Raw genomic sequence first — 21,212 nt, 5'->3', positions numbered from 1 at the left:
TGCTCTCCCGGGCGCCGGGCGGCGTCAGTGCCGGGCCGTGGCCGCGCCCGTGCGGCGGCCGTAGCGGCGTTCGAAGCGCTCCACACGGCCGGCGGTGTCCAGGACCCGCTGCTTCCCGGTGCAGAAGGGGTGGCTCGCCGACGAGATCTCGACGTCGATGAGCGGGTAGGTGTTGCCGTCCTCCCACTCGATCGTCCGGGGCGAGTCGGCGGTGGAGCGGGTCAGGAAGGCCACGTCCGCGGCGCGGTCTCGGAAGACCACCGGACGGGTGACGGGATGGATGCGGGGCTTCATGGTGTTTCCTTCCTCGTGGCCGTCCGCCGGATGGCGGAGGTTCGTCAGCGCGTCTCCCGGAACGGGACGTGCGCCGCGGCCACCGGGTCGTACTTGCGCAGGACCAGCCGGTCGGGGTGGTTCTGCCGGTTCTTGCGGGTCACGTAGGTGACGCCGGTTCCGGCCGTCGACCTCAGCGTGACGACGGGGCGCGCCTTGCTGCGTGCCATGCGGGTCATCTCCTTTCACCCACGCCGCGGATCGGGATCCATCTTTTTGATCCGGGCATGTCACTCACAGCCGGTCCAACAACGCCCCCGCCGTCGCATTCCCGCCCCGGGCGGCTCTTCGCGGTTATGGTCCGGGCATGGAGTCAGTACGTGCCGTCCTGATCGACATCGACGGGGTCCTCACCGTCTCCTGGCGGCCGCTGCCGGGTGCGGTGGAGGCGCTGCGGGAGATCCGCGCGGCCGGCTTCGGCGTCGCGCTGGTCACGAACACGACCTCCCGGACGCGGGCCGTGATCGCCGGGACGCTGCGCGAGGCGGGATTCCCGGTGGACGCGCAGGACATCCTGACGGCTCCGGTGGTCACCGCCGCCCATCTCGCCGAGCACGCTCCCGGGGCCCGCTGCCTGCTGCTGAACAGCGGGGACATCGCGGAGGACCTCGGGGACGTGATCCTCCTCGACCAGGAGGCCGTCGAAGACCCGGAGGCCGTCGAAGATCCGGAGAACCCGGAGGGCGCGTCCGGCGGACCGGACGTCGTCATCGTCGGGGGTGCCGGTCCCGAGTTCGGCTACGCGGCGCTCAACCGGGCGTTCCGGCACGTCCGGCGCGGGGCGCGGCTGGTGGCCGTGCACCGCAACCTGTACTGGCGCACCGACGAGGGGCTGCAGCTCGACTCCGGCGCCTTCCTGCTGGGGCTGGAGAAGGCGGCCGGCGTCGAGGCCGAGGTCGTCGGCAAGCCGTCCCGCGCGTTCTTCGAGGCGGCGCTGGCCCGGCTGGGGGCCCGCGCCGACGAGGCGGTGATGATCGGGGACGACGTCGAGTCGGACGTGCTGGCGGCACAGGCGGCCGGGATCACCGGGGTGCTGGTGCGGACCGGCAAGTACCGGCCGGACACGCTCCGGGCGGCCGGCGGCACTCCCGACCACGTGATCGACTCCTTCGCGCAGCTGCCCGCGCTGCTGCGGGGGTCAGTGCAGCAGTAGCTGCACACCGCCGACCACGGTCGCCGCGATGACGAGCTGTTCGAACAGCCGCTGGTTGATCCGCGTCACGGCCCATTTGCCGAGCAGCGCGCCGGGTACCACGAACACCGCCAGCGCGGCGTCGAGGAGCAGCGAGCGGCCGTCGATCAGGCCGAGACCGGCGCTGAAGGGCAGCTTGGAGACGTTGACGATGAGGAAGAAGAAGGCCGACGTGCCCAGGAAGCCGAGCTTGCGGAAGCCCGCGGACAGCAGGTACAGCGACATCACCGGGCCGCCCGCGTTGGCGACCATCGTGGTGAAGCCGCCGAGGACGCCGTAGGCGCGGGCCTTGACCCGGCCCGCCCGGCCGGTGACCGGTCCGGGCACCCGTCCGACGTCGGCGGTGCGCCGCCGCCACACCGTCACCGCCGCCATCAGCAGCAGGATCGCGCCGATGGAGGTCCGCACGACGGCGTCGTCGGCCCACACCAGGAACAGCGTGCCGACGACCACGCCCGCGGCGACGGCCGGGAACAGCCGCCACAGCGTGGGCCAGTGGGCGTGCCGCCGGTAGGTGAGGACGGCGAGCACGTCCCCGGCGATCAGCACCGGCAGGAGTACGCCGGTGGAGGCGCGGGCCGGGAGCACCGCCGCGAAGACGGCGAGACTCACGGTGTTGGCCCCGCTCACGGCGGTCTTCGAGAAGCCGACCAGGAGGGCCGCGAAGGCGAGGGCGGCGAATCCCCAGCCGGTTATGTGCCACAGCGTCATCGTGTCCATGCGGGCACCGATGCTATGCGCAGGCGTCCGACGTGGTCAGGACCGTCTCGCCAGTCGGGCCCCGAAGCCACGCCACAGCCGCCCCGCACCGCCCGCGCCGCCCCGCTCGGTGCCGCTCAGTGCCGCCCCGCACCGCCCCGCGCCGCCCCGCGCGCTGCCTCTCGGTGCTGCTCGGTGCCGCTCGCTGCCGCTCAGTGCCGCTCGACGAGCACCGCGCTGCCCTGGCCCACGCCCACGCACATGGTCGCCAGCCCGCGCCGCGCCCGCGTGCGCCGCATGCGGTGCAACAGGGTCGTCAGGATGCGGGCGCCGGAGCAGCCGAGCGGGTGGCCGAGGGCGATCGCGCCGCCGCTCGGGTTGACGAGGTCCGGGTCGATGCCGAGCTGGTCGACGCAGGCGAGGGCCTGGGCGGCGAAGGCCTCGTTGAACTCGGCCTCCTGGATGTCGCCGATCCCCCAGCCGACGCGGGCCAGCGCCCGGCGCGTGGCGGGTACCGGCCCGATGCCCATCACGTCGGGGTGGACGCCGGCCGAGGCGCCGGCGACGTACCGGCCCAGCGACTCCAGGCCCAGCTCGTTCAGGGCCTCCTCGCTGACCAGCAGCAGACCGGCCGCGCCGTCGTTCATCGGCGAGGCGTTGCCCGCGGTGACCGTGCCGTCCGGGCGGAAGACGGGCTTGAGCCGGGCCAGCTTCTCGGGGGAGGTGTCCTCGCGGATGCACTCGTCCGCGTCGACGACATCCCCGTCCGGGCGCCGCACCGGCAGCAGCTCGTCGTCGAAGTGGCCGTCCGCGCGCGCCGCGGCGGCCAGCCGGTGGCTGCGCAGGGCGAAGCCGTCCTGCCGCTCGCGGGACACGCCGTACCGCTCGGCGACCTCCTCTGCGGTCTCGCCCATCGACAGCAGACCGTGCAGCTCCCGCATCGCGGGGTTGACCAGACGCCAGCCGAGGCGGGTGTCGGCGGTCTCCATGCGGTGCGGGAGGGCCTCGTCCGGGCGGGGCAGTACGAAGGGGGCGCGGCTCATCGACTCGGAGCCGCCCGCGAGCACGATGTCGGCCTCGCCCGCGGCGATGGTGCGGGCGGCGGCGGTGACCGCCTCCAGGCCGGAGGCGCACAGGCGGTTGACGGTGGCGCCGGGGACGGACGCGGGCAGGCCCGCGAGGAGGGCGGCCATGCGGGCGACGTTGCGGTTGTCCTCGCCGGCCTGGTTGGCGGCGCCCCAGTAGACGTCGTCGACGCGCGCCGGGTCGAGGGCGGGCACGTCGGCGACGAGGCCCCGGATCACGGCCGCGGCGAGATCGTCGGGCCGCACGCCGGAGAGGGCTCCGCGCAGTCTGCCGATGGGGGTGCGGCGGGCGGCCGCGAAGTGGACGGGACGCACGAACAGGACTCCTGACCGACGGCACACGGCGACAATTAATTAGCGATGCTAGTTTCGGACTATAGAACGCCGCCTCGCCCGCTGGGAAGATTCCCGGCAGGGCACTGGCGGACACAGCCTGAGGAGACGAGGAGACATGGCCGACTCCCGCGTCCGCGTCCTGCCGGGACGCCGCGGCTCGCTCGCCGTACACGTGTGGCCGTGCGGACGGCCCCGGTACGTGGCGCTGGTGGCGCACGGCTACGGGGAACACGCCGGCCGGTACGGAGAACTGGCCGACGTCCTGGCCGGGCACGGGGCGGCGGTGTTCGCGCCCGACCACATGGGCCACGGCAGATCGGCGGGCGAGCGCGTGCTGATCGACGACTTCGAGGACGTGGTCGCCGACCTGCGCACGGTGGCGGAACTGGCGCGGGCCGACTGCCCGGACGTGCCGGTGGTCCTCCTCGGGCATTCCATGGGCGGGCTGATCGCGGCCCGTTACGCCCAGCGGTACGGCGACGAGCTCGCCGCGCTGGTGCTGTCCGGTCCGGTGATCGGCGCGTGGGAACTGCCGGGACGGCTGCTCGCCCTCGACGAGATCCCGGACACGCCCGTCAGCCCCGCCGCGCTCTCCCGTGATCCGCGGGTGGGCGCGGCCTACACGGCGGACCCGCTGGTCTGGCACGGGCCGATGAAGCGGCCGACGGTGCGGGCGTTCGCCCGTACCCTGCGGACCGTGGCCGAGGGCGGCGACGTCGGACCGCTCCCGCTGCTGTGGCTGCACGGCGACGACGACCGGCTCGTCCCGCTCACCGGCAGCCGGATCGGTGTCGAGCGGCTCAGTGGCGGCCGTCTCACCGAGCGGATCCGTCCCGGCGCCCGGCACGAGGTCTTCCACGAGACGGACCGGGCGGAGGTCTTCGCGGAACTCACCCGGTTCCTGGACGGCGCCCTCGCGGGCTGAAGGCGGGCGGCGGGCGGGCAGCACGCGGCCCACGGACCCGCGTTTGCACCACTTCGCCCAGGGCACCCGCGCCCGCATGGAGTGGTTGCGGAGCGCCGCCTGCGTGGGCGAGGACCCCGAGTTGTTCTTCCCGGTGAGCACGACGGGACCGGCCCGGACGGACGCCGCGGCCGCGAAACGCGTCTGCGCCCGCTGCCCGGTGGTCCCCGAGTGTCTGGCCTTCGCCCTGGGCGGCGGCCGGGCGTCGGGCGTGTGGGGCGGAACGTGCGAGGAGGAGCGCGTGACGATGCTCCGCGCCTCCGGGGGGCACACGTCCCCCGACGACGCGAGGAGGAGGACCCCGCTATGACCGTCGTGAAGAGCACACTGCCCGAAGAGGCCCGGCAGGTGGTCCGCACCGCCCTCCAGGACACGCTCGTGGACCTGCTCGGGCTGTCGCTGACCGGCAAGCAGGCGCACTGGAACATCGTGGGACCGAGGTTCCGCTCGATCCACCTCCAGCTCGACGAGATCGTCGCCACGGCGCGCACCCACGCCGACACGGTGGCGGAGCGGGCCGCGGCGCTCGGCGATCCGCCGGACGGCCGGCCGGAGACCGTCGCCAAGGACTTCGGCCTTCCCGTGCCGGCGCGGGGCTGGCTGCGGGACTCCGACGTCGTCCAGCTGATGGTGGACTCGCTGGAGGCCGCGATCGGGCGGCTGCGCGAGCGCATCGACGCCACCGAGAAGGCCGACCTGGTCACCCAGGACCTGCTGATCACCGTCACCGCCGACCTGGAGAAGCAGCGCTGGATGTTCGCCGCGGAGAACGTGCCGCGCGGCGACTGAACGACCCACGGGAGGGGCCCGTGCCGACCTACACCCTCGAACTCGACGCGCCGCGGCCCGCGATGCCGCGGAGGACACCGAACCGGAACCGGAAGCGGCGCACCGGCCTCACCGAGGACCCGCTGACGCCATGAGCAGGCAGCGGGACGTAGTGCAGCGGGACGTAGTACGGGAGCTCGTCCGCGCCCACGGGACGACGCTCGCCGAGGAGGCGGGCATCACCCTGCGGGACACCCCGCAGCCGCTGTACCGGCTGCTGGTCCTCGCGGTGCTGCTCAGCGCGCGCATCCGCGCCTCCGTCGCCGTCGCGACCGCCCGTGAGCTGCACCGGGCCGGGCTGCGCGATCCGCGCCGGATGGCGGCGGCCGACTGGCAGGAGCGGGTCGACGCGCTGGGCCGGGGCGGCTACCGGCGCTACGACGAGCGGACGGCCACCCAGCTCGGCGACGGGGCGGAGCTGTTGATCGAGCGGTGGGGCGGCGATCTGCGCCGGATGCGTGCGGAGGCGCACGGCGAGGCCGCCGGACTGCGCCGCCTGCTCCAGGAGGTCCCCGGCATGGGGCCCACCGGCGCGGACATCTTCCTGCGCGAGGTGCAGGACGTGTGGCCGGAGACCGCGCCGTACCTGGACCGCAAGGCGCTGGCCGGGGCAGAGCGGCTCGGGCTGCCGGCCGACCCCGACCGGCTGGTGGAGCTGGCCGGTGACGTCCGGCCGGCCGTGCTGGCGGCCGGACTGGTGCGGGCGGCGCGGGACAAGGAAGTGGCCGAGGACAGTCTCCGCCGCGCCGTGTGAGACGTCGGCAGGCAGCGTGAGACGCCCCGGCACGCCGAGACGCCGCTCGCCGCCTGACGGCCTCACCGCCCGCGGCGCCGGCGGCGCCGGCGAGTCCGGTGCCGCCTCGGGCTCCGCGGGCTCCGCGGGCTCAGAGTCGTACGGGCAGGTCCAGGACTCGCGAGATGGTGCGCAGGACGCCGTTGTCGTTGTTGGAGGGGGCCAGGTGGCGGGCCCGGGCGACGACGTCCGGGTGGGCACCCGCCACCGCGAAGGACCACTCGGCGGCGTCCAGCATCCCCAGGTCGTTGAGGTAGTCGCCGAACACCATGGTCTGCGCCGGTGTGATGTCCAGCTCCCGCTGGAGCCGCAGCACCGCGGCGCCCTTGTCGGCGGTGCGGTTCATCACGTCGACCCAGTGCTCGCCGGAGACGACGACCCGGTGGGTCGCGGCGAGGTCCGCCAGCGCCGGGGCGGTGGTCCGGGCGGCGGCGCCGAAGTCGAAGAGGGCCACCTTGACGACGTCGTCGTCGACCTGTGCGGCGTCCTCGACGACGCGGTGCTCGACGTAGTACTTGCGCACCTCGGCCAGGAACGCCTCGTCGGCGCGCTCGACGTAGGCGGACCGCTTCCCGCAGACGACGGCGCCCACGTCCACGCCCCGCGCCGCCAGTCGCCGTACGGCGTGCACGACGCGGGCGGCGACGCCGGGCTCCAGCGGGTCGGAGCTCAGTTCCACGCCGTCGCGCACGACGTGCGCGCCGTTCTCCGCGATGAACACCATGCCCTCGGCGACGCCGGCGAAGTCCCGCGCCAGGGTGGCGTACTGGCGGCCGCTCGCCGGACTGAACAGCACGCCGCGCCGGCGCAGTTCGGCCAGGGTGTCCCACAGCCCGGGCGGGATCCGCTTGGCGTCGTCCAGGAGCGTGCCGTCCATGTCGGTGACGATCAGCCGGATGCCGGTGGCGCCGACGCACGGGCCGGGGGTGCCGAGGAGGGGCGCGGGGACGGAGGACATGACCTGCTTCCGGTAGGGGACGGCATCGGTCTCCTCACCCTATGCGAGGGCTCCGGGGCCCAGGTCAGCCGCCCGAGCGGATCAGTCCGGCCAGGTACCGCCACAGCGACGACCGCCGCCGGGCCGCCGGGCCGCCCGCCGCGGGCCCGGAGGGCGCCGCGGGCTCCGCTGGCGCGTCAGACACGTCAGGCGCGTGAGGCGCGGCCTCCTCCGCCACGCCCGACCCGGTCTCCTCGGTCCCGGCCGGTACGACACCGGCGCCCTCGATCCCGGCCGGTACGACACCGGCGCCCCCGGTCCCGGCCGGTACGACACCGACGCCCTCGATCCCGGCCGGTACGACACCGACGCCCCCGGTCCCGGCCGGTACGGCCTCCTCGGGCTCCGGCGCACGGGAGACGGCCGGCCCGGCGAGGACGTAGCGCACCGGCAGCGAGCGCAGTCCCCGCATGAACGGCGAGGAGCGCCAGGGCAGTTGGTCGGCGGGGAGGGCGAGCTTCAGGTACGCGAACCGTTCGGCCAGGCGGCTCACGCCGACCGACGCGATGGCCGACGCCAGCTCGCGGGCGGGGCACTGGCGCGGGCCCGCGCCCCAGGACAGGTGGGCCCGGCTGCTGATGCCGGCGCCCGGCGTCATCCGCGCGGCGAAGAGGGGGTCGGCGTGCGCGGCGGCGGCGGAGACCCAGACGGGGTCGCCCGCGCGGACGGTGTAGTCGCCGAGCCGGGCGTCCTCGGCGGCGAACCGCGGCACGAAGTTGACCAGCGGCGGCTTGCGCATGACCACGCGGTTCATGGTCTCCCGCACCATCCCGACGGACAGCGTGGAGCGCACGCCGCCGTCGCTCTCGCCGGAGATCACCTCGACGACGGTGTTGGAGATCAGGATGCCGACGTGGTCGGAGGTCATGCCGAGCAGCAAGAACAGCTCGCGGGCCAGTTCCTCGACGGTGAGGTCCGGGTGGGCGGCGAGGAGGTGGGAGGGGAAGTCGTCGCCCGGCTCGGCGGCCTTGGCGGCGGCCAGTTCCGTGAGCGTCACCAGCAGCCGGTCGAGGGCGGGTCCGGCGTCCGGGCCGGCGTCCAGCACCCGCCACATGTCCATCAGGGCGTCGTCGCCCTGCGACCCGGGGAAGCCGAGCAGGTGGCTCGCCGCCATCAGCGGCAGCGGGCGCGAGAACTGGGCGGACAGGTCGGCCATGCCCGTGCCGCCGCCCCGCGCGAGCAGGCTGATCAGCTCGTCGGCGTAGCCGGTGACGGCCGCCTTCAGCCGCTTGGCCTGGGGCCGGCGCGGATCCTGGAAGGGGCGCAGGGCGGCGTCCCAGGCGGTGCGCAGCGCGCGGTGGCCGCTGCCGCCCTGGATCAGTACGTGGTTGACCTCCAGGGAGGGGGCGAGCGGCCAGTCGGCGGGCACCCGGCCCTCGGTGCGGGCCCGCCAGTTCTCCAGGCCCTTGGGCCAGGCGGCGTCGTCCTGGAGCACCTGGAGCGACTCTCGGTAGCCCAGCACGAGCCAGGCGGGCACGCCCAGCAGGTCGACCGGGGCGACCGGGCCGTGGCGCTGCCGCAGCCGCTCGTGGACGAGGTCGGGCCGCCTCTCGTAGTCCCGGGTCAGCAGGGGCTGCGGGGCCAGGTCCTCCAACGGCGTGGCGTCCGGCCGCGCGGTCGCTCCGTCCCCGTCTTCGACCAGGTGGATGTCCATGTCCGTCCGCCGCCCCCTTCGACACCGACCGCGAATCGGGGGGACCCTATCCCAGCGTCAGGGCGGCCCGGACCGTGGGGTACTCACCGGTAGCAAGGAGTGCGGGCGGGTGACCGTGGCGAATCCCGGGACAGGCTGATCATCGCCACGGCACAATGACGCCGACGGCCACAGCGGCGCGAGAAGGAGCGAGAACGTGACGGACAGCCACACCCCGTCGGGCAGGTCGGCCCGGCTGAACACCGGCGTCGCGCACAACGCGCGGGTGTGGAACTACTGGATCGGCGGCAAGGACAACTACGAGGTCGACCGTCAGGTCGGCGAGCAGGTCGCCGGGATGATCCCGGTCATCCGGGACATCGCCCGCGCGGACCGCTGGTTCCTGGGCCGGGCCGTGCGGTTCCTCGCCGGGGAGAGCGGGGTGCGGCAGTTCCTGGACATCGGCACCGGGCTGCCGACGGCCGACAACACCCACGAGATCGCCCAGCGGATCGCGCCGGAGTCACGGATCGTCTACGTCGACAACGACCCCATCGTGCTCGCCCACGCCCGCACCCTGCTCACCGGCAGCCGGGAGGGCGGCACCGACTACATCGACGCCGACGTGCGCGAACCGGACGCCATCCTCGAACACGCCGCGGCCACCCTGGACTTCACCCGTCCCGTCGCGGTCATGATGCTCGGCATCCTCAACTTCGTGCTCGACGACGGCGCGGCGCGGGACATCGTGCGGCGGATCATGGCCGCCGTCCCCTCCGGAAGCTTCCTGGTCCTCACCCACCCCACCTCCGATCCCGAGGTCGGCGGCGAGGGCCAGGTCGCGGCCATGAAGTTCTGGAACGAGAACGCCACTCCCCCGATCACCGCCCGCAGCGGCGCGGACATCGCCGCGTTCTTCGAGGGACTGCGGCTGCTCGAACCGGGGCTGGTGTCGTGCTCGCGCTGGCGCGCCGAGTCCGACTCTCCCGTGGTGGTACCGCAGTACGGAGCGGTGGCCGTGAAACCCTGACGCCCGACGCCGGTCCGGCCGAGCCCGTCGAGGAGGACGCTTTTGACCACTCTTGCCGATCCCGTCCCCGGAGGGCGACCCGGTGACGTCGAGCGGGCCACCGCCCTGAGCGCCGAGCTGACCGGCCGGGGAGTGCACGGTGTGGTGCTGTCCTACGTCGACACCGCCGGGATCGGCCGGGTGAAGACGGTCCCCACGGCGAAGCTGGCCGCCGCCGCGGCCTGGGGCGTCGGCATGTCCCCGGTGTTCGACACCTTCCTGGCGGACGACTCCATCGTCACCACCGACGTCCTCGGCTCCCCGGACGGGGATCTGCGGCTGTATCCGGACCTCGACCGGCTCGCCGTCCTGGCGGGGCAGCCCGGCTGGGCGTGGGCGCCGGTCGACCGGATCACCCAGGAGGGCGAGCCGCATCCCGGATGCGGCCGCACGGTGCTGCGCCGGATCGTCGCCGACGCCGCCGAGCGGCACGGCGTCACCTTCCGGGCCGCGATCGAGATCGAGTGGGCGGTCGGACGGGGAGACCGGCCCGGCGGCGCGTTCGTGCCGGCGGTCACGGGTCCGGCGTACGGCGCCGTGCGCCAGGTCGAGTCGAGCGACTACGCGGCCGACCTGCTGGCGGCGCTCGCGGCGCAGGGCGTGGACGTGGAGCAGTTGCACCCCGAGTACGCGCCCGGACAGTTCGAGGTCTCGGTGGGCGCGCTGGATCCGGTCGCGGCGGCCGACCGCAGCGTGCTGGTGCGGCAGACGATCCGGGCGGTGGCCATCCGGCACGGTCTCGCCGTCTCCTTCTCCCCGGCCGTCCTCGGGCAGGGCGTCGGCAACGGCGGCCACCTCCACCTCTCCGCCTGGCGCGACGGCGTCAACCTGCACAGCGGGGGCGGGCGCCGCTACGGCATGACGGCCGAGGCCGAGTCCTTCACGGCCGGGGTGCTGGCCCGGCTGCCGGCCCTGCTGGCCGTGACCGCGCCCAGCCCCGCCAGCTATCTGCGGCTCAGGCCCTCGCAGTGGGCCGGGGTGTTCACCGTCTGGGGCCGCGAGACCCGCGAGGCGGCGGTGCGGATCGTCACCGGTACGACGGGGCAGCGCGAGCGGGCGGCGAACCTGGAGGTGAAGCCGGTCGACCTGGCCGCCAACCCCTACCTCGCGCTGGCCTGCGTGATCGCGGCCGGCCTGGACGGCCTGACCTCGTCCGCCGCCCTGCCCGACGAGGTCACCGGCGATCCGGTCCGGCTGGCCGCCGCGGAGGCGGCGGCCCGGGGTGTGCGCCGACTGCCCGCCTCGCTCGCCGAGTCGGTCGCGGAGTTCCGCGAGGACGAGGTGGTGCGCGCCGCCCTGGGCCCGGTCCTGGCCGATGCCGTGATCGCCGTGCGGGAGGGCGAGATCGCGGCGGCCGACGGGCTGGACGACGACGGGGTGGCGGCGGCCTACCGCTGGAAGTACTGACGTGGGCGCGGTACGGGAGGCGCTGGACGGGTGGCCGTTGACGGATCACCACTGCCACGGCGTGGTCGCCGCCGAGCTGCCCCGCGAGGAGTTCGAGCCGCTGCTCACCGAGGGCGGGGCGTGGCCCGGCGTCTCCCCGTTCGACAGCCCCGTGGGGGTGGCCGTCCGCCGCCACTGCGCTCCCCTGCTGGACCTGCCGCCGCACGCCCCGGCCGACGCGTACCTGGCCCGGCGCGCCGAACTGGGCGCGAGCGAGGTCGACCGCCGTTTCCTGACCGCCGCGGGGACGGACGTGTTCTGCGTGGACACCGGGTTCGCCGCGGACCGCCTGACCACGCCCGCGCAGCTCGCGGCGGCCTGCGGCGGGAGGGCGTACGAGGTGGTGCGGCTGGAGAACGTGGCCGAGGCGGTGGCGGCGCGGGGTGTCGAGGCCGGCGCGTACGGCGCCGCGTTCGTCGCGGCCGCGTGGGAGGCGGTGCGGCGGCCGGGCGTGGTCGCGGTGAAATCCGTGGCCGCCTACCGCACCGGGTTCGACCTGGACCCGGCCCGCCCGGCGGACGCGGAGGTCGCGCGGGCGGCGGGACGATGGCTGGCGCGCGGCGGCCGGCTGGCCGATCCCGTCCTGACCCGGCACCTGCTGTGGACCGCGGTCGACCTCGGACTGCCCCTGCAACTGCACACCGGCTTCGGCGACAACGACCTCCGCATGCACCGGGCCGACCCCACCCACCTCACCGACTGGCTGCACCTGACCGCCGGCACGGTCCCGGTGCTGCTGCTGCACTGCTGGCCCTACCAGCGCCAGGCCGGCTACCTCTCGGCGGTGTTCGAGCAGGTGTACCTGGACGTCGGCCTCACCCTGCACCACGTCGGCCCCGCCCGGGCCCGGGCGGTCCTGGAGGAGGCCCTGGAGATCACCCCGTTCCGCAAGCTGCTGTACAGCTCCGACGCCTGCGGTCTGGCCGAGTTCTACTGGCTGGGCGCGCTGGCCTTCCGCCGGGGGCTCGCGGATCTGCTGCAGGACCGGGTGGACGCCGACGAGCTGAGCCTGCCCGACGCGCTGCGGATCGCCCGGTGGGCGGCCGCGGACAATGCCCGCCGGATCTACCGTCTGTCCGACCCGTCCTGAAAGTATGATCAAGCAATGTCTGATATGACCGACACCACGCCGGGCTGGCTGAGCTCCGACGACCTCGAGATGGCGCGCGCCCGCATGCCGATCCTGTACGTCGAGGCCGTGCCCGTACGCGTCGACGACAGCGGCGAAGTCACCAGCGTCGGCCTCCTGCTGCGCATCGGACCGGACGGCACGGTCAGCCGGACCCTGGTCTCCGGCCGGGTACTGCACCACGAACGCGTCCGGGACGCTCTGCTGCGCCATCTGGAGAAGGACCTCGGTCCGGTGGCGCTGCCCCGCGTCCCGGCCTCGCTGCAGCCCTTCACGGTCGCGGAGTACTTCCCGACGCAGGGTGTCACGCCTTACCACGACCCGCGCCAGCACGCGGTGTCGCTGGCCTACGTCGTCCCGGTCACCGGCGACTGCCGCCCGCGCCAGGACGCTCTGGACCTGGTCTGGTTCAGCCCGCAGGAGGCCCTGTCTCCGGCGGTGCAGAGCGAGATGCCGGGCGGCCACGGGATGCTGCTGAAGCAGGCTCTGGCCCACGTGGGCTGCGCGCTCTGACCCGGCCTCCGTGACTCGGTCTCGGGCAGCCGGGCGAGGAGTCCGGTGTCGGCCCGCACGGCCGGTGGCAGCGCCCCGTCGGCGCGGTCGGCGGGCCGCGTCGAGCCCGGCCCGCCGGTCCGTGGTCAGTTCCAGGTCGACGGCGGCCGGGCTCCGCTCGATCCGGGCCACGCGGGACGCGCCGACCGGCTGGACGACCGGCAGGCCGCCGCCCGGCCGCCGGGCCGGCACGACCTGGTCGGGGGCCGCCCCGGTTCCCCGGGCCGTCCCGGGTTTCGGTTACCTGCTGAACGGGCCGTCCAGTGCGGCCCACTGGAGCAGCATGATGGTCTTGGCGTCGTTGATCCCGCCGGTGCGGATCATCTCCAGGGCCCGGCGGAAGGGCAGTTCGACGATCTCGATGTCCTCGCCCTCCTCGTCGAGGCCGCCGCCCTCGTGGGTGCGGGTGGCGGGGCCGTAGGCGGCGGCGTAGAAGCTGACGCGCTCGGTGACCGAGCCGGGGCTCATGTAGACGTCGAAGACGTGCCGGACCTCGCCGATGGTGTGCCCGGTCTCCTCCACCACCTCGCGGCGGACGGCGAGTTCGGGGTGTTCGTCCTCGTCGTCGAGGAGACCGCCCGGGGTCTCGATCAGCATGCCGTCGGGATGTCCGTTGACGTACACCGGGAACCGGAACTGCCGGGTGAGCAGCACGGTTTCGCGCTCGGCGTCGTACAGCAGCATGGTGGCGCCGTTGCCGCGGTCGTGGGTCTCGCGTTCCTGGGTGGTCCAGGTGCCGTCGGCGCGCCGGAGGTCGAAGGTGGTGGTGCGTTCCACGTACCAGTGGCTGGACAGCAGTTTCACGTCCCGCACCTTCACGCGCGGGTTGCGGGTCAGGTCGAGGCCGGTCCGGTCGAGGCCGGTGCGGCCGCGGCGGTCGGGGGTGTCGATGCCGGCGGTCATCGGACACCGGTCGCACGGGATGCGGGGCGGGAGTTGCTCATGGTCCGCTTCTATCACGACCGGCCCGGCGGGCCGGTCGGACGTCAGGGCGTGGGCAGCGGGAAGATCATGCAGGTGCTGGTGGCGTGCGCGAGCAGACGGTCCGATCCGTCGAGCAGGCGCGCCTCGGCGAGCGCCGTGCGCCGGCCGCCGCTGAGGACGCTGCCGACGGCGCGGATCTTGCCGGTGTCGACGGTGACCGGGCGGAGGAACTTCACGGCGATGTCGACCGAGGTGTAGCCGGTGCCCGGGGGGAGGGTGGACTGGACGGCGCAGCCGGCCGCCGAGTCGAGCATGGTCGCGTACATCCCGCCGTGCACGCTGCCGATGGGGTTGTAGTGCTCCTCGCCCGGAACCAGGGAGAACACCGCGTGCCCGTGGTCGACCTCCTCCAGGTCCATGCCCAGGGTGGCGGCGACCGGCGGCGCGGGCAGCCGCCCGGCGAGGATGTCCCGCAGGAACTCCAGGCCCGAGGCCCGGCCCACGGCGGCCGCCGTGACCGCCGGGTCCTGCCAGTCGTACGTACGAGACCGTTCCATGGCTCCGCTCCCTCTCTTCCGTCTTTCACCTGACTTCGTTCGATGAAGCTAGCTTCGGCGCGAGCTGGCTGTCAATGACAAAGCCAGGCCGCCTGCCTACGATGGCTGCCATGGAGTGGCTGGAGATGAGCACGGAGAACTGCACGGTTCAGCGCACGCTCGACCTGATCGGCGACAAGTGGACCCTGCTCCTCCTGCGCGACGCCTTCAACGGGGTCCGCCGCTTCGACGACTTCCGGCGCCATGTCGGGCTCTCCGACGCGGTCCTCGCCGCCCGGCTGCGCAAGCTGGTCGCGGCGGGCATCCTCCGGACGGCGCCGTACCAGGAGCGGGGCAGCCGGACCCGGCACGAGTACCGGCTGACCGCCAAGGGCCGCGACCTGTGGCCCGTCCTGGTGGCCCTGCGGCAGTGGGGCGAGACGCACGTGGCGAACCCGGAGGGGCCGGTACTGGACATCCGGCACGACGGCTGCGGCGCCCCCGTGCGTGTGGTGGTGGAGTGCGCCGACGAGCGCACGGCGCTGTCCCCGGCCGATGTCACGGTCGCGCCGGGGCCCGCCGCACGGCCCCAACTCTGAGGCCCAGTACAACCGTTGGGGCCAGACTGAGGTCTCATCGACGGAACCGTTGTTCTCCCGCGGTTCCTCCGACCGCCGCCGACGCATCACCAGGGGACCTCATGTTCCGTTCCGCCCCGGGCCGCCGCACGCTCCGCCGGTGCACGGGAGCGATGGGGGCCGTCGCCCTCGTCGCGCTGACCGCAGGACCCGCCGCCGCCGACGATCCCGCGCCCGGCCTGGTGCTCGGCGGGATCGCCCCGATCGACGGGGTCCGGCCGGGCGGCACCGTGCCGGTGACCGCGAGTTTCACGAACACGGGCGCCGAGGCGCTCGCCAAGGTCTATCTGTCGTACTCCGTCACCCGCGGGCTGAGCCACACCGAACTGCCCTCCAACTGCCTCCGCTACGAGGTCTCCTCCTTCGACGAGGAGCCGGGCAAGTCGGTCGCGGTCTGCGAGTTCGACCAGCGGGTGGAGCCCGGCACCGTCTACGCGCCCGAGAGAGCGCTGAACCTGAAGGCGCTCGACCACGCGCTGTACGACGACCTCCGCGTCGTCGTCGCCGTCGACGACCCCGCTCCCGGGGACGGCGCCGCCGCGCCCGTGCGCGGGACCGGCCCGGCGCTGCGGCTGGCCGAGCTGCCGGACGCCACGCCCGCCCCGGGCGGCGCCGCGGAGCACCCCGGCCGGGACGCGGCCGAGGTGCGGGTGACCTCGGTGAACACGGCCGACTTCCGGGTGACGGGGGCCGCGCTGAAGGGCCGGGCCGGGGACACGGTGGGGCTGGAGGTGAGGTTCACCAACGACGGTCCGGGCTGGGTGCTGCGGGACCTGGGCACGCCCGCGACCGAGGTGCGCGTCACGATGCCCGCCGGCACGACGGTGACGAAGACCCCCGGCTTCTGCGACAAGGTGCGGGCCGGCACGTACACCTGCGGCACCGCCCAGTCCTGGGTCGACGAGGGCGGCGGCGAGACGTACGCCTTCAGGCTGCGGATCGACAAGGCGGTGCCGGGGGCCGAGGGCTCGGTGAAGCTCGCCGGCGCGGCCCGGCCGTTCGACGAGGACAAGTCCGACGACTCGGCCCGCATCGTGCTCGACGTCACCGGCGGCTCCACGGGCGGTACCGGCGGCTCGGCCGGCGGCTCCACGGGCGGCTCGGCCGGCGGCTCCTCCGGCGGCGACGGCGGCTCGGGGTCCACCGGCTCCACCGGGTCCTCGGGCTCCACCGGCTCCACCGGCTCCACGGGATCGTCCGGTGGCTCCGCCACCACCCCGGACGGCAGTCTGGCGAGCACCGGTTCGGGTTCGGCGCTGCCCCTCGCGGGTGCGGCCGCGGGAGCCGTGGCGATCGGCGCGGGCGCCGTTTTCGCGGCGCGCCGACGTGCGAACCGCCGGTGACGGCCGCTCGGGCCCACAGGCGGAACGGGTGCGCGTGCCGGTGCCCCGTGCCACGGCGGAGGAGCCGGCCCGCGAGGCGGTGCCGGCTCCCCGCTCCGGCACCGGTCAGGCGCCCGGTACCCGGTCCAGGTCGATGTCCGTGCCGGTGACCCAGTCCGGCTCGGTGACCAGGAGGCCGAGCTCCTGCCGTCCGAGGTCGACGTCGACGGCGTACCGGAACCCCGCCGCCTCGGCCGCCGAGCGTGCGGCCGGGTCGCCCGCGGGCACGGCGTGCACGACGCGGCGGCACTCCCGGTCCGCGCGCAGCACCGCGTCCGCGAGGACGCGCAGCAGGCCGGGCAGCAGCGCGCGGGGGCAGTCGTCGCCGACCCGCACCTCCACGTCGTGCGCGCCGACGGGGTAGCTGTCGCGCAGCCGTCCCGCGGCGCAGCGCTCCAGCCGTACCTCGACGCGCACACCCTCGCCGGCCACCAGGAGGTCGGCCGAGTGGCGTCTGCGGGACTCCCGCAGCACCTCCCAGCCCGCCCCGAGCACCGGTCCTGCGGGAAGCGCGGGCACCGTGATCATGTCAGTTCTCCTCGGTCGCCAGACGTCGGATGACGGTCTTGTCGAGCTTGCCGGAGGCGTTCCTCGGCACCGCGGGAACGAGCTTGAGACGCCTGGGCAGCTTGTAGCGGGCCAGCTGGTCGCCCGCGTAGGCGCGGATGTCCTCCAGGGTGATCACGGTGTCCCCGGTGACGGTGATCACGGCGGCGACCGCCTCGCCCCACTGCTCGTCGGCGACGCCGACCACGGCGACGTCCACCACGCCCGGCATGGACGACACGACGCGCTCCACCTCCGCCGGGTAGACGTTCTCGCCGCCGCTGATGATCATGTCCTTCAGCCGGTCGACGATGAAGAGGTAGCCGTCCTCGTCGAGGTAGCCGATGTCACCGGAGTGGAACCAGCCCTCGTCGTCGAAGGCGGCGCGGACGGCCTCGGGGTCGTTCCAGTAGCCGGCGGTGACGTTGGGACCGCGGACCACGACCTCGCCGGGTTCGAAGGGCTTGACCGGCTCGTTGGTGACGCTGTCGACGACCCGCACCTCGGTGTAGGGCATCGGGATGCCCGCGGAGCCCAGCTTGTCCAGGGTGTGCTCGGCCGGCAGGTGGGTGGCGAAGGGCGCGGTCTCCGTCAGGCCCCAGGCCTGCTGCAGCAGGACGCCGTGGTCGGCGTACTGCTGGACCAGCGAGGGGGGAACCGGCGCGCCCGCGACGACCACCGCCCGCAGCTCGCTGAGGTCGCGGTCGAACGCCCCGGGGACGCGGGCCAGCGCGGTGAACATCTGCGGGACGCCGAACATGGAGTTGACGCGGTGGGTGACCAGGTCGTCCAGGCACTGCTCCGGGTCGAAGGCGCGCCGCACCACGACGGTGCCGCCGCGCACCAGGGTGCGCAGCACGAAGCTGTTGAGGGCGCCGATGTGGAACAGCGGGGCGGCGGCGTAGGTGACGTCACCGCGCCGGGTGTCCAGCCGCATCTCGACGTTGACGGAGTTCCACCAGGCGTTGCCGTGGGTGAGGACGACGCCCTTGGGGGTTCCCGTGGTGCCGGAGGTGAACATCAGGATCGCCGGGTCGTCGGCGCCCTTCGGCACCAGGACGGGGCTCGGCGGCGCGGCCTCGATCAGCGGGGACCACAGCTCCCAGCCCTCCGCCGGGCCGGCCGGGACCTCGGGGTCGTCGTCGATCAGCAGGAAACGGGTCAGCTCCGTCGCCTCGCGCACGGCTTCGACGCCGGCCCGGTGGCCCTCCTCGCAGACCACGACCCGGGCCCCGCTCTTGGCCAGGACGCGCTCCAGCTCCGGCTCGGCGAGCCGGAAGTTGACCGGCACGTACACGGCGCCGATCCGGAAGACGGCCAGCATCGTGACGAGGAACGCCGTGCTGTTGAGACCGAGGTAGGCGACGCGGTCGCCCTCCCCGACGCCGCCGGAGGCCAGCACGCTCGCCAGGCGCGCCGACCGGTCGTCGAGTTCGGCGTAGGTGAGGTCTCCCCCCGCGTAGCGCACCACCACGCTGTCGCCCTGGTGGCGGGCGTTGCGGGCGACCGCGGCGGCCGGATTGAGGTCGACCCGCAGGCCGGAGTTGCGGGGGTGGGGTCTTGTCACGGTCGGCTCCTCGTTGAGCACCGTCGAGTCGGAGGATCGTCGGGGCCTCGACGGCATCGGGTCATCAGGGGATCGAGGGGTCAAGCAGGTCGGAGGTCAGAGGTCGGAAAGTGGTGTCGACGGGGATCGCGTCGACGGCGGGACGCGTCGTGCGGGGACGCGTCCCCCCGGGGTGGGCCGTCAGCCGCTCGTCCGCGCGGCTGCGGTCGTCACAGGTGGTCGCCGCCGGCCGCACTGCCGAATCCGCGGACGCCGATACCGCCGTCGACGGAGATCGCGTGGCCGGTGATGGGTCCGCTCTGGTCGCGCGCCGCGAGCAGCACGTACGGGCCGGTGAAGTCCCGCGGGTCCGTGCTGGAGTCGTGCAGCGGAATGGGCGGGGGCGGGGTGTCGGGGCCGCGCTTGGCGAAGGACGCGCCGATCGAACGCCCGTCCAGCGACAAGGACTCCGGGCCGCGCAGGTCGGTGTTCATGCCCCCGCAGGCGACGCCGTTGACGCGCACCTTGGGGGCCAGCTCGTAGGCGAGTTCCCGCATCAGCCCCAGGCACGCGTGCTTGCTGGCGGTGTACAGGGGCCCGCCGCCGTTGACGTAGAAGGAGGCGTTGGACAGCGTCATGACGATGCTGCCGCGGGTCTTGACCAGCTCCGGCCAGGCCGCCTCGGCGGCCAGCAGGTAGCCCTTGACGTTGATGGAGAAGATCTCGTCGAACGCCGTGTCGAGCTCCTTGGCGCCGAGCCGGGTCAGCTGGCGCTGGTAGTCCCACACGCCGGCGTTGGCGACGAGCGTGTCCAGCTTGCCGAACCGGTCGACCGTCTCGGCCACGGCCGCGTGCAGCGCGTCGGAGTCGCGCACGTCGGCGGTGACCGTGTGGACGCGGGACGGGTCGGCGGCGCCGCGCACCACGTCGTCCAGCTGGTCGGCGTCCCGGCCGAGGACCGTGACGGACGCGCCCTCGGCGAGGAAGCGCTCGGCGACGGCGCGGCCGATACCGGAACCGCCGCCGGTGATCAGGACGGCGTACCCGTCCAGCCAGCCGCCGCTCATCGCTGCTCCGCCAGGAAGCCGGTGACCAGCTCCTCGAACTCGCGCTGCCGCTCCAGCTGCACCCAGTGGCCGCAGCGGCCGAACACGTGCAGCTGCACGTCGCGGATCTGCTTCAGCATGAGCTGGGCGCCGTCGAGGGTGATGGTGCGGTCGTCGCGGCCCCACAGCAGCAGCGTCGGCGCCTTGATCTTGTGCAGGTCGCGCCAGAGCGGGTCCATGCCGCCGCGCTTGGCGAAGGCCGCGTTGTAGAGGTGGTAGAAGGCGATGTGGCTGTCGTCGAGGGACGCCTCGTAGCGGGCGCGCACCACGTCCTCGCCGAACTGCTTGTGGTCGAAGACCATGGTGCGGATGAACGCGGCCATCTTCTTCTCGCTGGGCCCGCCGCCGTTGTAGTAGCGGAACATCTCCTTCTGCCCCTCGGTGGGCGTGGGCCCGAAGGGCAGCCAGCCGCCGCCGGGGGCCATCAGCACCAGGCGCGTGACGCGGTCCGGGCGCTGCTGCGCCATGGCGATCGCGGCCGCGCCGCCGAGGCTGTTGCCGAGCAGGTGGAAGGTGTCGATGCCGAGCGAGTCGAGGGCCTGGTACAGGGCGTCGACCGTGATCTGCGTGATCGACCGCTCGGCCAGGTCCTCCTCGGTCGGGCGGTAGCTGGCGCCGAAGCCGGGCTGGTCGGGCAGGACGACGCGGAAGTGCCGGGCCAGCTCGGGGAGGTTCTGGTGGTAGTTGCTGACGCCGGACGCTCCCGGTCCGCCGCCGTGCAGCATCACCAGCACCGGGCCTTCACCGGTCTCGGCCACGGCGATCTCGCCCAGCGAGGTCGCCACGCGGTGGTGCTTGAGTTCGAGGTCGGTCACGACATTTCCCATCGGAGGAGTCAGGGGATTCGGAGGAGGGCGGGAGCGGGACGGGGGCGGCTCAGAAGAAGGTGGAGATGTTCTTCGCCTGCAGGATGTTCTGGTCGAGCAGGATCGTCCGGCGCGCCACCCGCAGGCCGTCCCCGACCCGGCGCAGCACGTCGGTGCGGCTGCCGACGAAGACGTTCTCCTCGCGTTCCAGCCGGTTGCGGTAGACCAGGAACGCGGAGCGCACCTGCAGGTCGTCCTCGGTGAAGTGGGGGTGCTCCGCCGGGTCCACGTGCTGGACCATCACGTTCGTCACCAGGTGGCGGGTGCGGGACGGCGGGTCCTCGGACCAGGCCATGCCCGAGTCGAACCGGCGGATGCGCCAGGCCAGGCTGTCCTTGGTCTCGTCGTAGAAGGCCGTGCCGCCGCGCGGGGACACCGACAGCGACTGCTGGCGCCGGAGCCGGTTGGTGCGGGTGGGCGCCCAGTACTCGAGGTCGTCGGCGAGCAGGCCCAGCCAGTCGGCGTAGCGGCCGTCGTCGAGGAGGGCGGCCTCCTCGTAGTAGAACTGCTCGACCTCGAAGTGGGTGTCGCGGTCGGCGCGCCTGCCGGCACGCGACCGGGTCTGTTCGGGGGTGGTGGTGCTCACGGTGTCGTTCGGTCCCTTCTCCACTC

Annotated in this window: 24 protein-coding genes; 11 read left to right on the top strand and 13 right to left on the bottom strand. The window is 73.9% G+C overall.

The window, feature by feature from the left end:
- Nucleotides 1–24 precede the first annotated feature (24 nt).
- Nucleotides 25–294, bottom strand: coding sequence for a type B 50S ribosomal protein L31 (locus VKA29_RS14005; RefSeq protein WP_324785835.1), 270 nt, complete (start codon nucleotides 292–294; stop codon nucleotides 25–27).
- Nucleotides 295–338: 44 nt separating this feature from the next.
- Complete coding sequence (rpmG, locus tag VKA29_RS14000) at nucleotides 339–503, bottom strand: 50S ribosomal protein L33 (RefSeq protein ID WP_324785832.1); 165 nt, start codon at nucleotides 501–503, stop codon at nucleotides 339–341.
- 137 nt (nucleotides 504–640) lie between these two features.
- Between rpmG and VKA29_RS13995 the strand changes: the two genes are divergently transcribed.
- Nucleotides 641–1,486: an HAD-IIA family hydrolase gene (locus VKA29_RS13995; protein ID WP_324785831.1), complete on the top strand. Its 846-nt coding sequence runs from the start codon at nucleotides 641–643 to the stop codon at nucleotides 1,484–1,486.
- On the opposite strand, the gene VKA29_RS13990 is transcribed toward VKA29_RS13995, so the two are convergent.
- Nucleotides 1,472–2,245, bottom strand: coding sequence for a sulfite exporter TauE/SafE family protein (locus VKA29_RS13990; RefSeq protein WP_324785830.1), 774 nt, complete (start codon nucleotides 2,243–2,245; stop codon nucleotides 1,472–1,474). The two genes, VKA29_RS13995 and VKA29_RS13990, sit on opposite strands and share 15 nt — an antisense overlap.
- A 191-nt stretch (nucleotides 2,246–2,436) precedes the next feature.
- Nucleotides 2,437–3,624 carry a thiolase family protein gene (locus VKA29_RS13985; protein WP_324785829.1) on the bottom strand — a complete coding sequence of 396 codons (1,188 nt, stop codon included), beginning with the start codon at nucleotides 3,622–3,624 and terminating at the stop codon, nucleotides 2,437–2,439.
- 136 nt (nucleotides 3,625–3,760) lie between these two features.
- Between VKA29_RS13985 and VKA29_RS13980 the strand changes: the two genes are divergently transcribed.
- The 4 genes from VKA29_RS13980 (at nucleotide 3,761) to VKA29_RS13965 (ending at nucleotide 6,191) form a co-directional block, all read left to right on the top strand.
- Entirely contained in the window at nucleotides 3,761–4,570 is an 810-nt protein-coding gene (locus tag VKA29_RS13980) for a lysophospholipase (RefSeq protein WP_324785827.1), read from the top strand.
- 76 nt (nucleotides 4,571–4,646) lie between these two features.
- Nucleotides 4,647–4,919, top strand: a complete 273-nt coding sequence (locus VKA29_RS13975) for a WhiB family transcriptional regulator (protein ID WP_324786076.1) — start codon at nucleotides 4,647–4,649, stop codon at nucleotides 4,917–4,919.
- Entirely contained in the window at nucleotides 4,916–5,398 is a 483-nt protein-coding gene (locus VKA29_RS13970) for a DNA starvation/stationary phase protection protein (protein ID WP_324785826.1), read from the top strand. Before VKA29_RS13975 ends, VKA29_RS13970 begins: the two co-directional genes overlap by 4 nt.
- Before the next feature lie 130 nt (nucleotides 5,399–5,528).
- On the top strand, nucleotides 5,529–6,191 hold the full coding sequence (locus VKA29_RS13965) for an endonuclease (protein ID WP_324785825.1): 663 nt from the start codon (nucleotides 5,529–5,531) through the stop codon (nucleotides 6,189–6,191).
- 130 nt (nucleotides 6,192–6,321) lie between these two features.
- On the opposite strand, the gene VKA29_RS13960 is transcribed toward VKA29_RS13965, so the two are convergent.
- A complete protein-coding gene (locus tag VKA29_RS13960; RefSeq protein ID WP_324785824.1) occupies nucleotides 6,322–7,188 on the bottom strand; it encodes a Cof-type HAD-IIB family hydrolase in 867 nt (288 codons plus the stop codon).
- A 64-nt stretch (nucleotides 7,189–7,252) separates the two neighbouring features.
- Nucleotides 7,253–8,881 (bottom strand): cytochrome P450, encoded by a 1,629-nt coding sequence (locus VKA29_RS13955; RefSeq protein ID WP_324785823.1) that lies wholly within the window; start codon nucleotides 8,879–8,881, stop codon nucleotides 7,253–7,255.
- A gap of 196 nt (nucleotides 8,882–9,077) precedes the next feature.
- Between VKA29_RS13955 and VKA29_RS13950 the strand changes: the two genes are divergently transcribed.
- The 4 genes from VKA29_RS13950 to VKA29_RS13935 are packed head-to-tail and all read left to right on the top strand — an operon-like array spanning nucleotide 9,078 to nucleotide 13,017.
- Nucleotides 9,078–9,890, top strand: coding sequence for an SAM-dependent methyltransferase (locus VKA29_RS13950; RefSeq protein WP_324785822.1), 813 nt, complete (start codon nucleotides 9,078–9,080; stop codon nucleotides 9,888–9,890).
- 42 nt (nucleotides 9,891–9,932) lie between these two features.
- The gene (locus tag VKA29_RS13945) at nucleotides 9,933–11,336 is read left to right on the top strand and encodes a glutamine synthetase family protein (protein WP_324785821.1); all 1,404 of its coding nucleotides are present in this window, start codon (nucleotides 9,933–9,935) and stop codon (nucleotides 11,334–11,336) included.
- Between the two features lies 1 nt (nucleotide 11,337).
- Nucleotides 11,338–12,465, top strand: a complete 1,128-nt coding sequence (locus VKA29_RS13940) for an amidohydrolase family protein (RefSeq protein ID WP_324785820.1) — start codon at nucleotides 11,338–11,340, stop codon at nucleotides 12,463–12,465.
- A 24-nt stretch (nucleotides 12,466–12,489) separates the two neighbouring features.
- On the top strand, nucleotides 12,490–13,017 hold the full coding sequence (locus tag VKA29_RS13935; protein ID WP_324786075.1) for an NUDIX hydrolase family protein: 528 nt from the start codon (nucleotides 12,490–12,492) through the stop codon (nucleotides 13,015–13,017).
- Nucleotides 13,018–13,296: 279 nt separating this feature from the next.
- On the opposite strand, the gene VKA29_RS13930 is transcribed toward VKA29_RS13935, so the two are convergent.
- Nucleotides 13,297–13,959 carry an NUDIX domain-containing protein gene (locus tag VKA29_RS13930; RefSeq protein ID WP_324785818.1) on the bottom strand — a complete coding sequence of 221 codons (663 nt, stop codon included), beginning with the start codon at nucleotides 13,957–13,959 and terminating at the stop codon, nucleotides 13,297–13,299.
- Nucleotides 13,960–14,042: 83 nt separating this feature from the next.
- Complete coding sequence (locus VKA29_RS13925; RefSeq protein ID WP_324785817.1) at nucleotides 14,043–14,537, bottom strand: PaaI family thioesterase; 495 nt, start codon at nucleotides 14,535–14,537, stop codon at nucleotides 14,043–14,045.
- A 110-nt stretch (nucleotides 14,538–14,647) separates the two neighbouring features.
- On the opposite strand from VKA29_RS13925, the gene VKA29_RS13920 reads away from it, so the two are divergent.
- Together VKA29_RS13920 and VKA29_RS13915 are read left to right on the top strand one after the other, a co-directional pair.
- On the top strand, nucleotides 14,648–15,115 hold the full coding sequence (locus tag VKA29_RS13920) for a helix-turn-helix domain-containing protein (protein WP_324785816.1): 468 nt from the start codon (nucleotides 14,648–14,650) through the stop codon (nucleotides 15,113–15,115).
- Between the two features lie 152 nt (nucleotides 15,116–15,267).
- Nucleotides 15,268–16,497: a hypothetical protein gene (locus VKA29_RS13915; RefSeq protein ID WP_324785815.1), complete on the top strand. Its 1,230-nt coding sequence runs from the start codon at nucleotides 15,268–15,270 to the stop codon at nucleotides 16,495–16,497.
- A gap of 105 nt (nucleotides 16,498–16,602) precedes the next feature.
- Here VKA29_RS13915 and VKA29_RS13910 read toward each other — a convergent pair whose 3' ends face one another.
- The 5 genes from VKA29_RS13910 to VKA29_RS13890 all read right to left on the bottom strand — a co-directional run bounded on the left by VKA29_RS13910 (nucleotide 16,603) and on the right by VKA29_RS13890 (nucleotide 21,186).
- A complete protein-coding gene (locus VKA29_RS13910; protein WP_324785814.1) occupies nucleotides 16,603–17,064 on the bottom strand; it encodes a hypothetical protein in 462 nt (153 codons plus the stop codon).
- Between the two features lies 1 nt (nucleotide 17,065).
- A complete protein-coding gene (locus tag VKA29_RS13905; protein ID WP_324785813.1) occupies nucleotides 17,066–18,649 on the bottom strand; it encodes a long-chain fatty acid--CoA ligase in 1,584 nt (527 codons plus the stop codon).
- 209 nt (nucleotides 18,650–18,858) lie between these two features.
- Entirely contained in the window at nucleotides 18,859–19,695 is an 837-nt protein-coding gene (gene hcaB / locus VKA29_RS13900; protein ID WP_324785811.1) for a 3-(cis-5,6-dihydroxycyclohexa-1,3-dien-1-yl)propanoate dehydrogenase, read from the bottom strand.
- Complete coding sequence (locus VKA29_RS13895) at nucleotides 19,692–20,561, bottom strand: alpha/beta fold hydrolase (protein WP_324785809.1); 870 nt, start codon at nucleotides 20,559–20,561, stop codon at nucleotides 19,692–19,694. The genes hcaB and VKA29_RS13895 overlap by 4 nt, the downstream gene beginning before the upstream one ends.
- A 49-nt stretch (nucleotides 20,562–20,610) precedes the next feature.
- The gene (locus VKA29_RS13890; RefSeq protein WP_324785808.1) at nucleotides 20,611–21,186 is read right to left on the bottom strand and encodes a 3-phenylpropionate/cinnamic acid dioxygenase subunit beta; all 576 of its coding nucleotides are present in this window, start codon (nucleotides 21,184–21,186) and stop codon (nucleotides 20,611–20,613) included.
- Between the last annotated feature and the right edge of the window lie 26 nt (nucleotides 21,187–21,212).

It is taken from the genome of Streptomyces sp. H51, assembly GCF_035656535.1.
Classification (GTDB): Bacteria; Actinomycetota; Actinomycetes; order Streptomycetales; family Streptomycetaceae; genus Streptomyces.
This window is presented reverse-complemented; position numbering and strand designations above follow the sequence as displayed.

Coding starts and splice junctions, on each gene's coding strand:
- VKA29_RS14005 (WP_324785835.1), bottom strand. CDS start 294: ATGAAGCCCCGCATCCATCCCGTCACCCGTCCGGTGGTCTTCCGAGAC.
- rpmG (WP_324785832.1), bottom strand. CDS start 503: ATGGCACGCAGCAAGGCGCGCCCCGTCGTCACGCTGAGGTCGACGGCC.
- VKA29_RS13995 (WP_324785831.1), top strand. CDS start 641: ATGGAGTCAGTACGTGCCGTCCTGATCGACATCGACGGGGTCCTCACC.
- VKA29_RS13990 (WP_324785830.1), bottom strand. CDS start 2,245: ATGGACACGATGACGCTGTGGCACATAACCGGCTGGGGATTCGCCGCC.
- VKA29_RS13980 (WP_324785827.1), top strand. CDS start 3,761: ATGGCCGACTCCCGCGTCCGCGTCCTGCCGGGACGCCGCGGCTCGCTC.
- VKA29_RS13975 (WP_324786076.1), top strand. CDS start 4,647: ATGGAGTGGTTGCGGAGCGCCGCCTGCGTGGGCGAGGACCCCGAGTTG.
- VKA29_RS13970 (WP_324785826.1), top strand. CDS start 4,916: ATGACCGTCGTGAAGAGCACACTGCCCGAAGAGGCCCGGCAGGTGGTC.
- VKA29_RS13965 (WP_324785825.1), top strand. CDS start 5,529: ATGAGCAGGCAGCGGGACGTAGTGCAGCGGGACGTAGTACGGGAGCTC.
- VKA29_RS13960 (WP_324785824.1), bottom strand. CDS start 7,188: ATGTCCTCCGTCCCCGCGCCCCTCCTCGGCACCCCCGGCCCGTGCGTC.
- VKA29_RS13955 (WP_324785823.1), bottom strand. CDS start 8,881: ATGGACATCCACCTGGTCGAAGACGGGGACGGAGCGACCGCGCGGCCG.
- VKA29_RS13935 (WP_324786075.1), top strand. CDS start 12,490: ATGACCGACACCACGCCGGGCTGGCTGAGCTCCGACGACCTCGAGATG.
- VKA29_RS13930 (WP_324785818.1), bottom strand. CDS start 13,959: ATGACCGCCGGCATCGACACCCCCGACCGCCGCGGCCGCACCGGCCTC.
- VKA29_RS13925 (WP_324785817.1), bottom strand. CDS start 14,537: ATGGAACGGTCTCGTACGTACGACTGGCAGGACCCGGCGGTCACGGCG.
- VKA29_RS13920 (WP_324785816.1), top strand. CDS start 14,648: ATGGAGTGGCTGGAGATGAGCACGGAGAACTGCACGGTTCAGCGCACG.
- VKA29_RS13915 (WP_324785815.1), top strand. CDS start 15,268: ATGGGGGCCGTCGCCCTCGTCGCGCTGACCGCAGGACCCGCCGCCGCC.
- VKA29_RS13910 (WP_324785814.1), bottom strand. CDS start 17,064: ATGATCACGGTGCCCGCGCTTCCCGCAGGACCGGTGCTCGGGGCGGGC.
- hcaB (WP_324785811.1), bottom strand. CDS start 19,695: ATGAGCGGCGGCTGGCTGGACGGGTACGCCGTCCTGATCACCGGCGGC.
- VKA29_RS13895 (WP_324785809.1), bottom strand. CDS start 20,561: ATGGGAAATGTCGTGACCGACCTCGAACTCAAGCACCACCGCGTGGCG.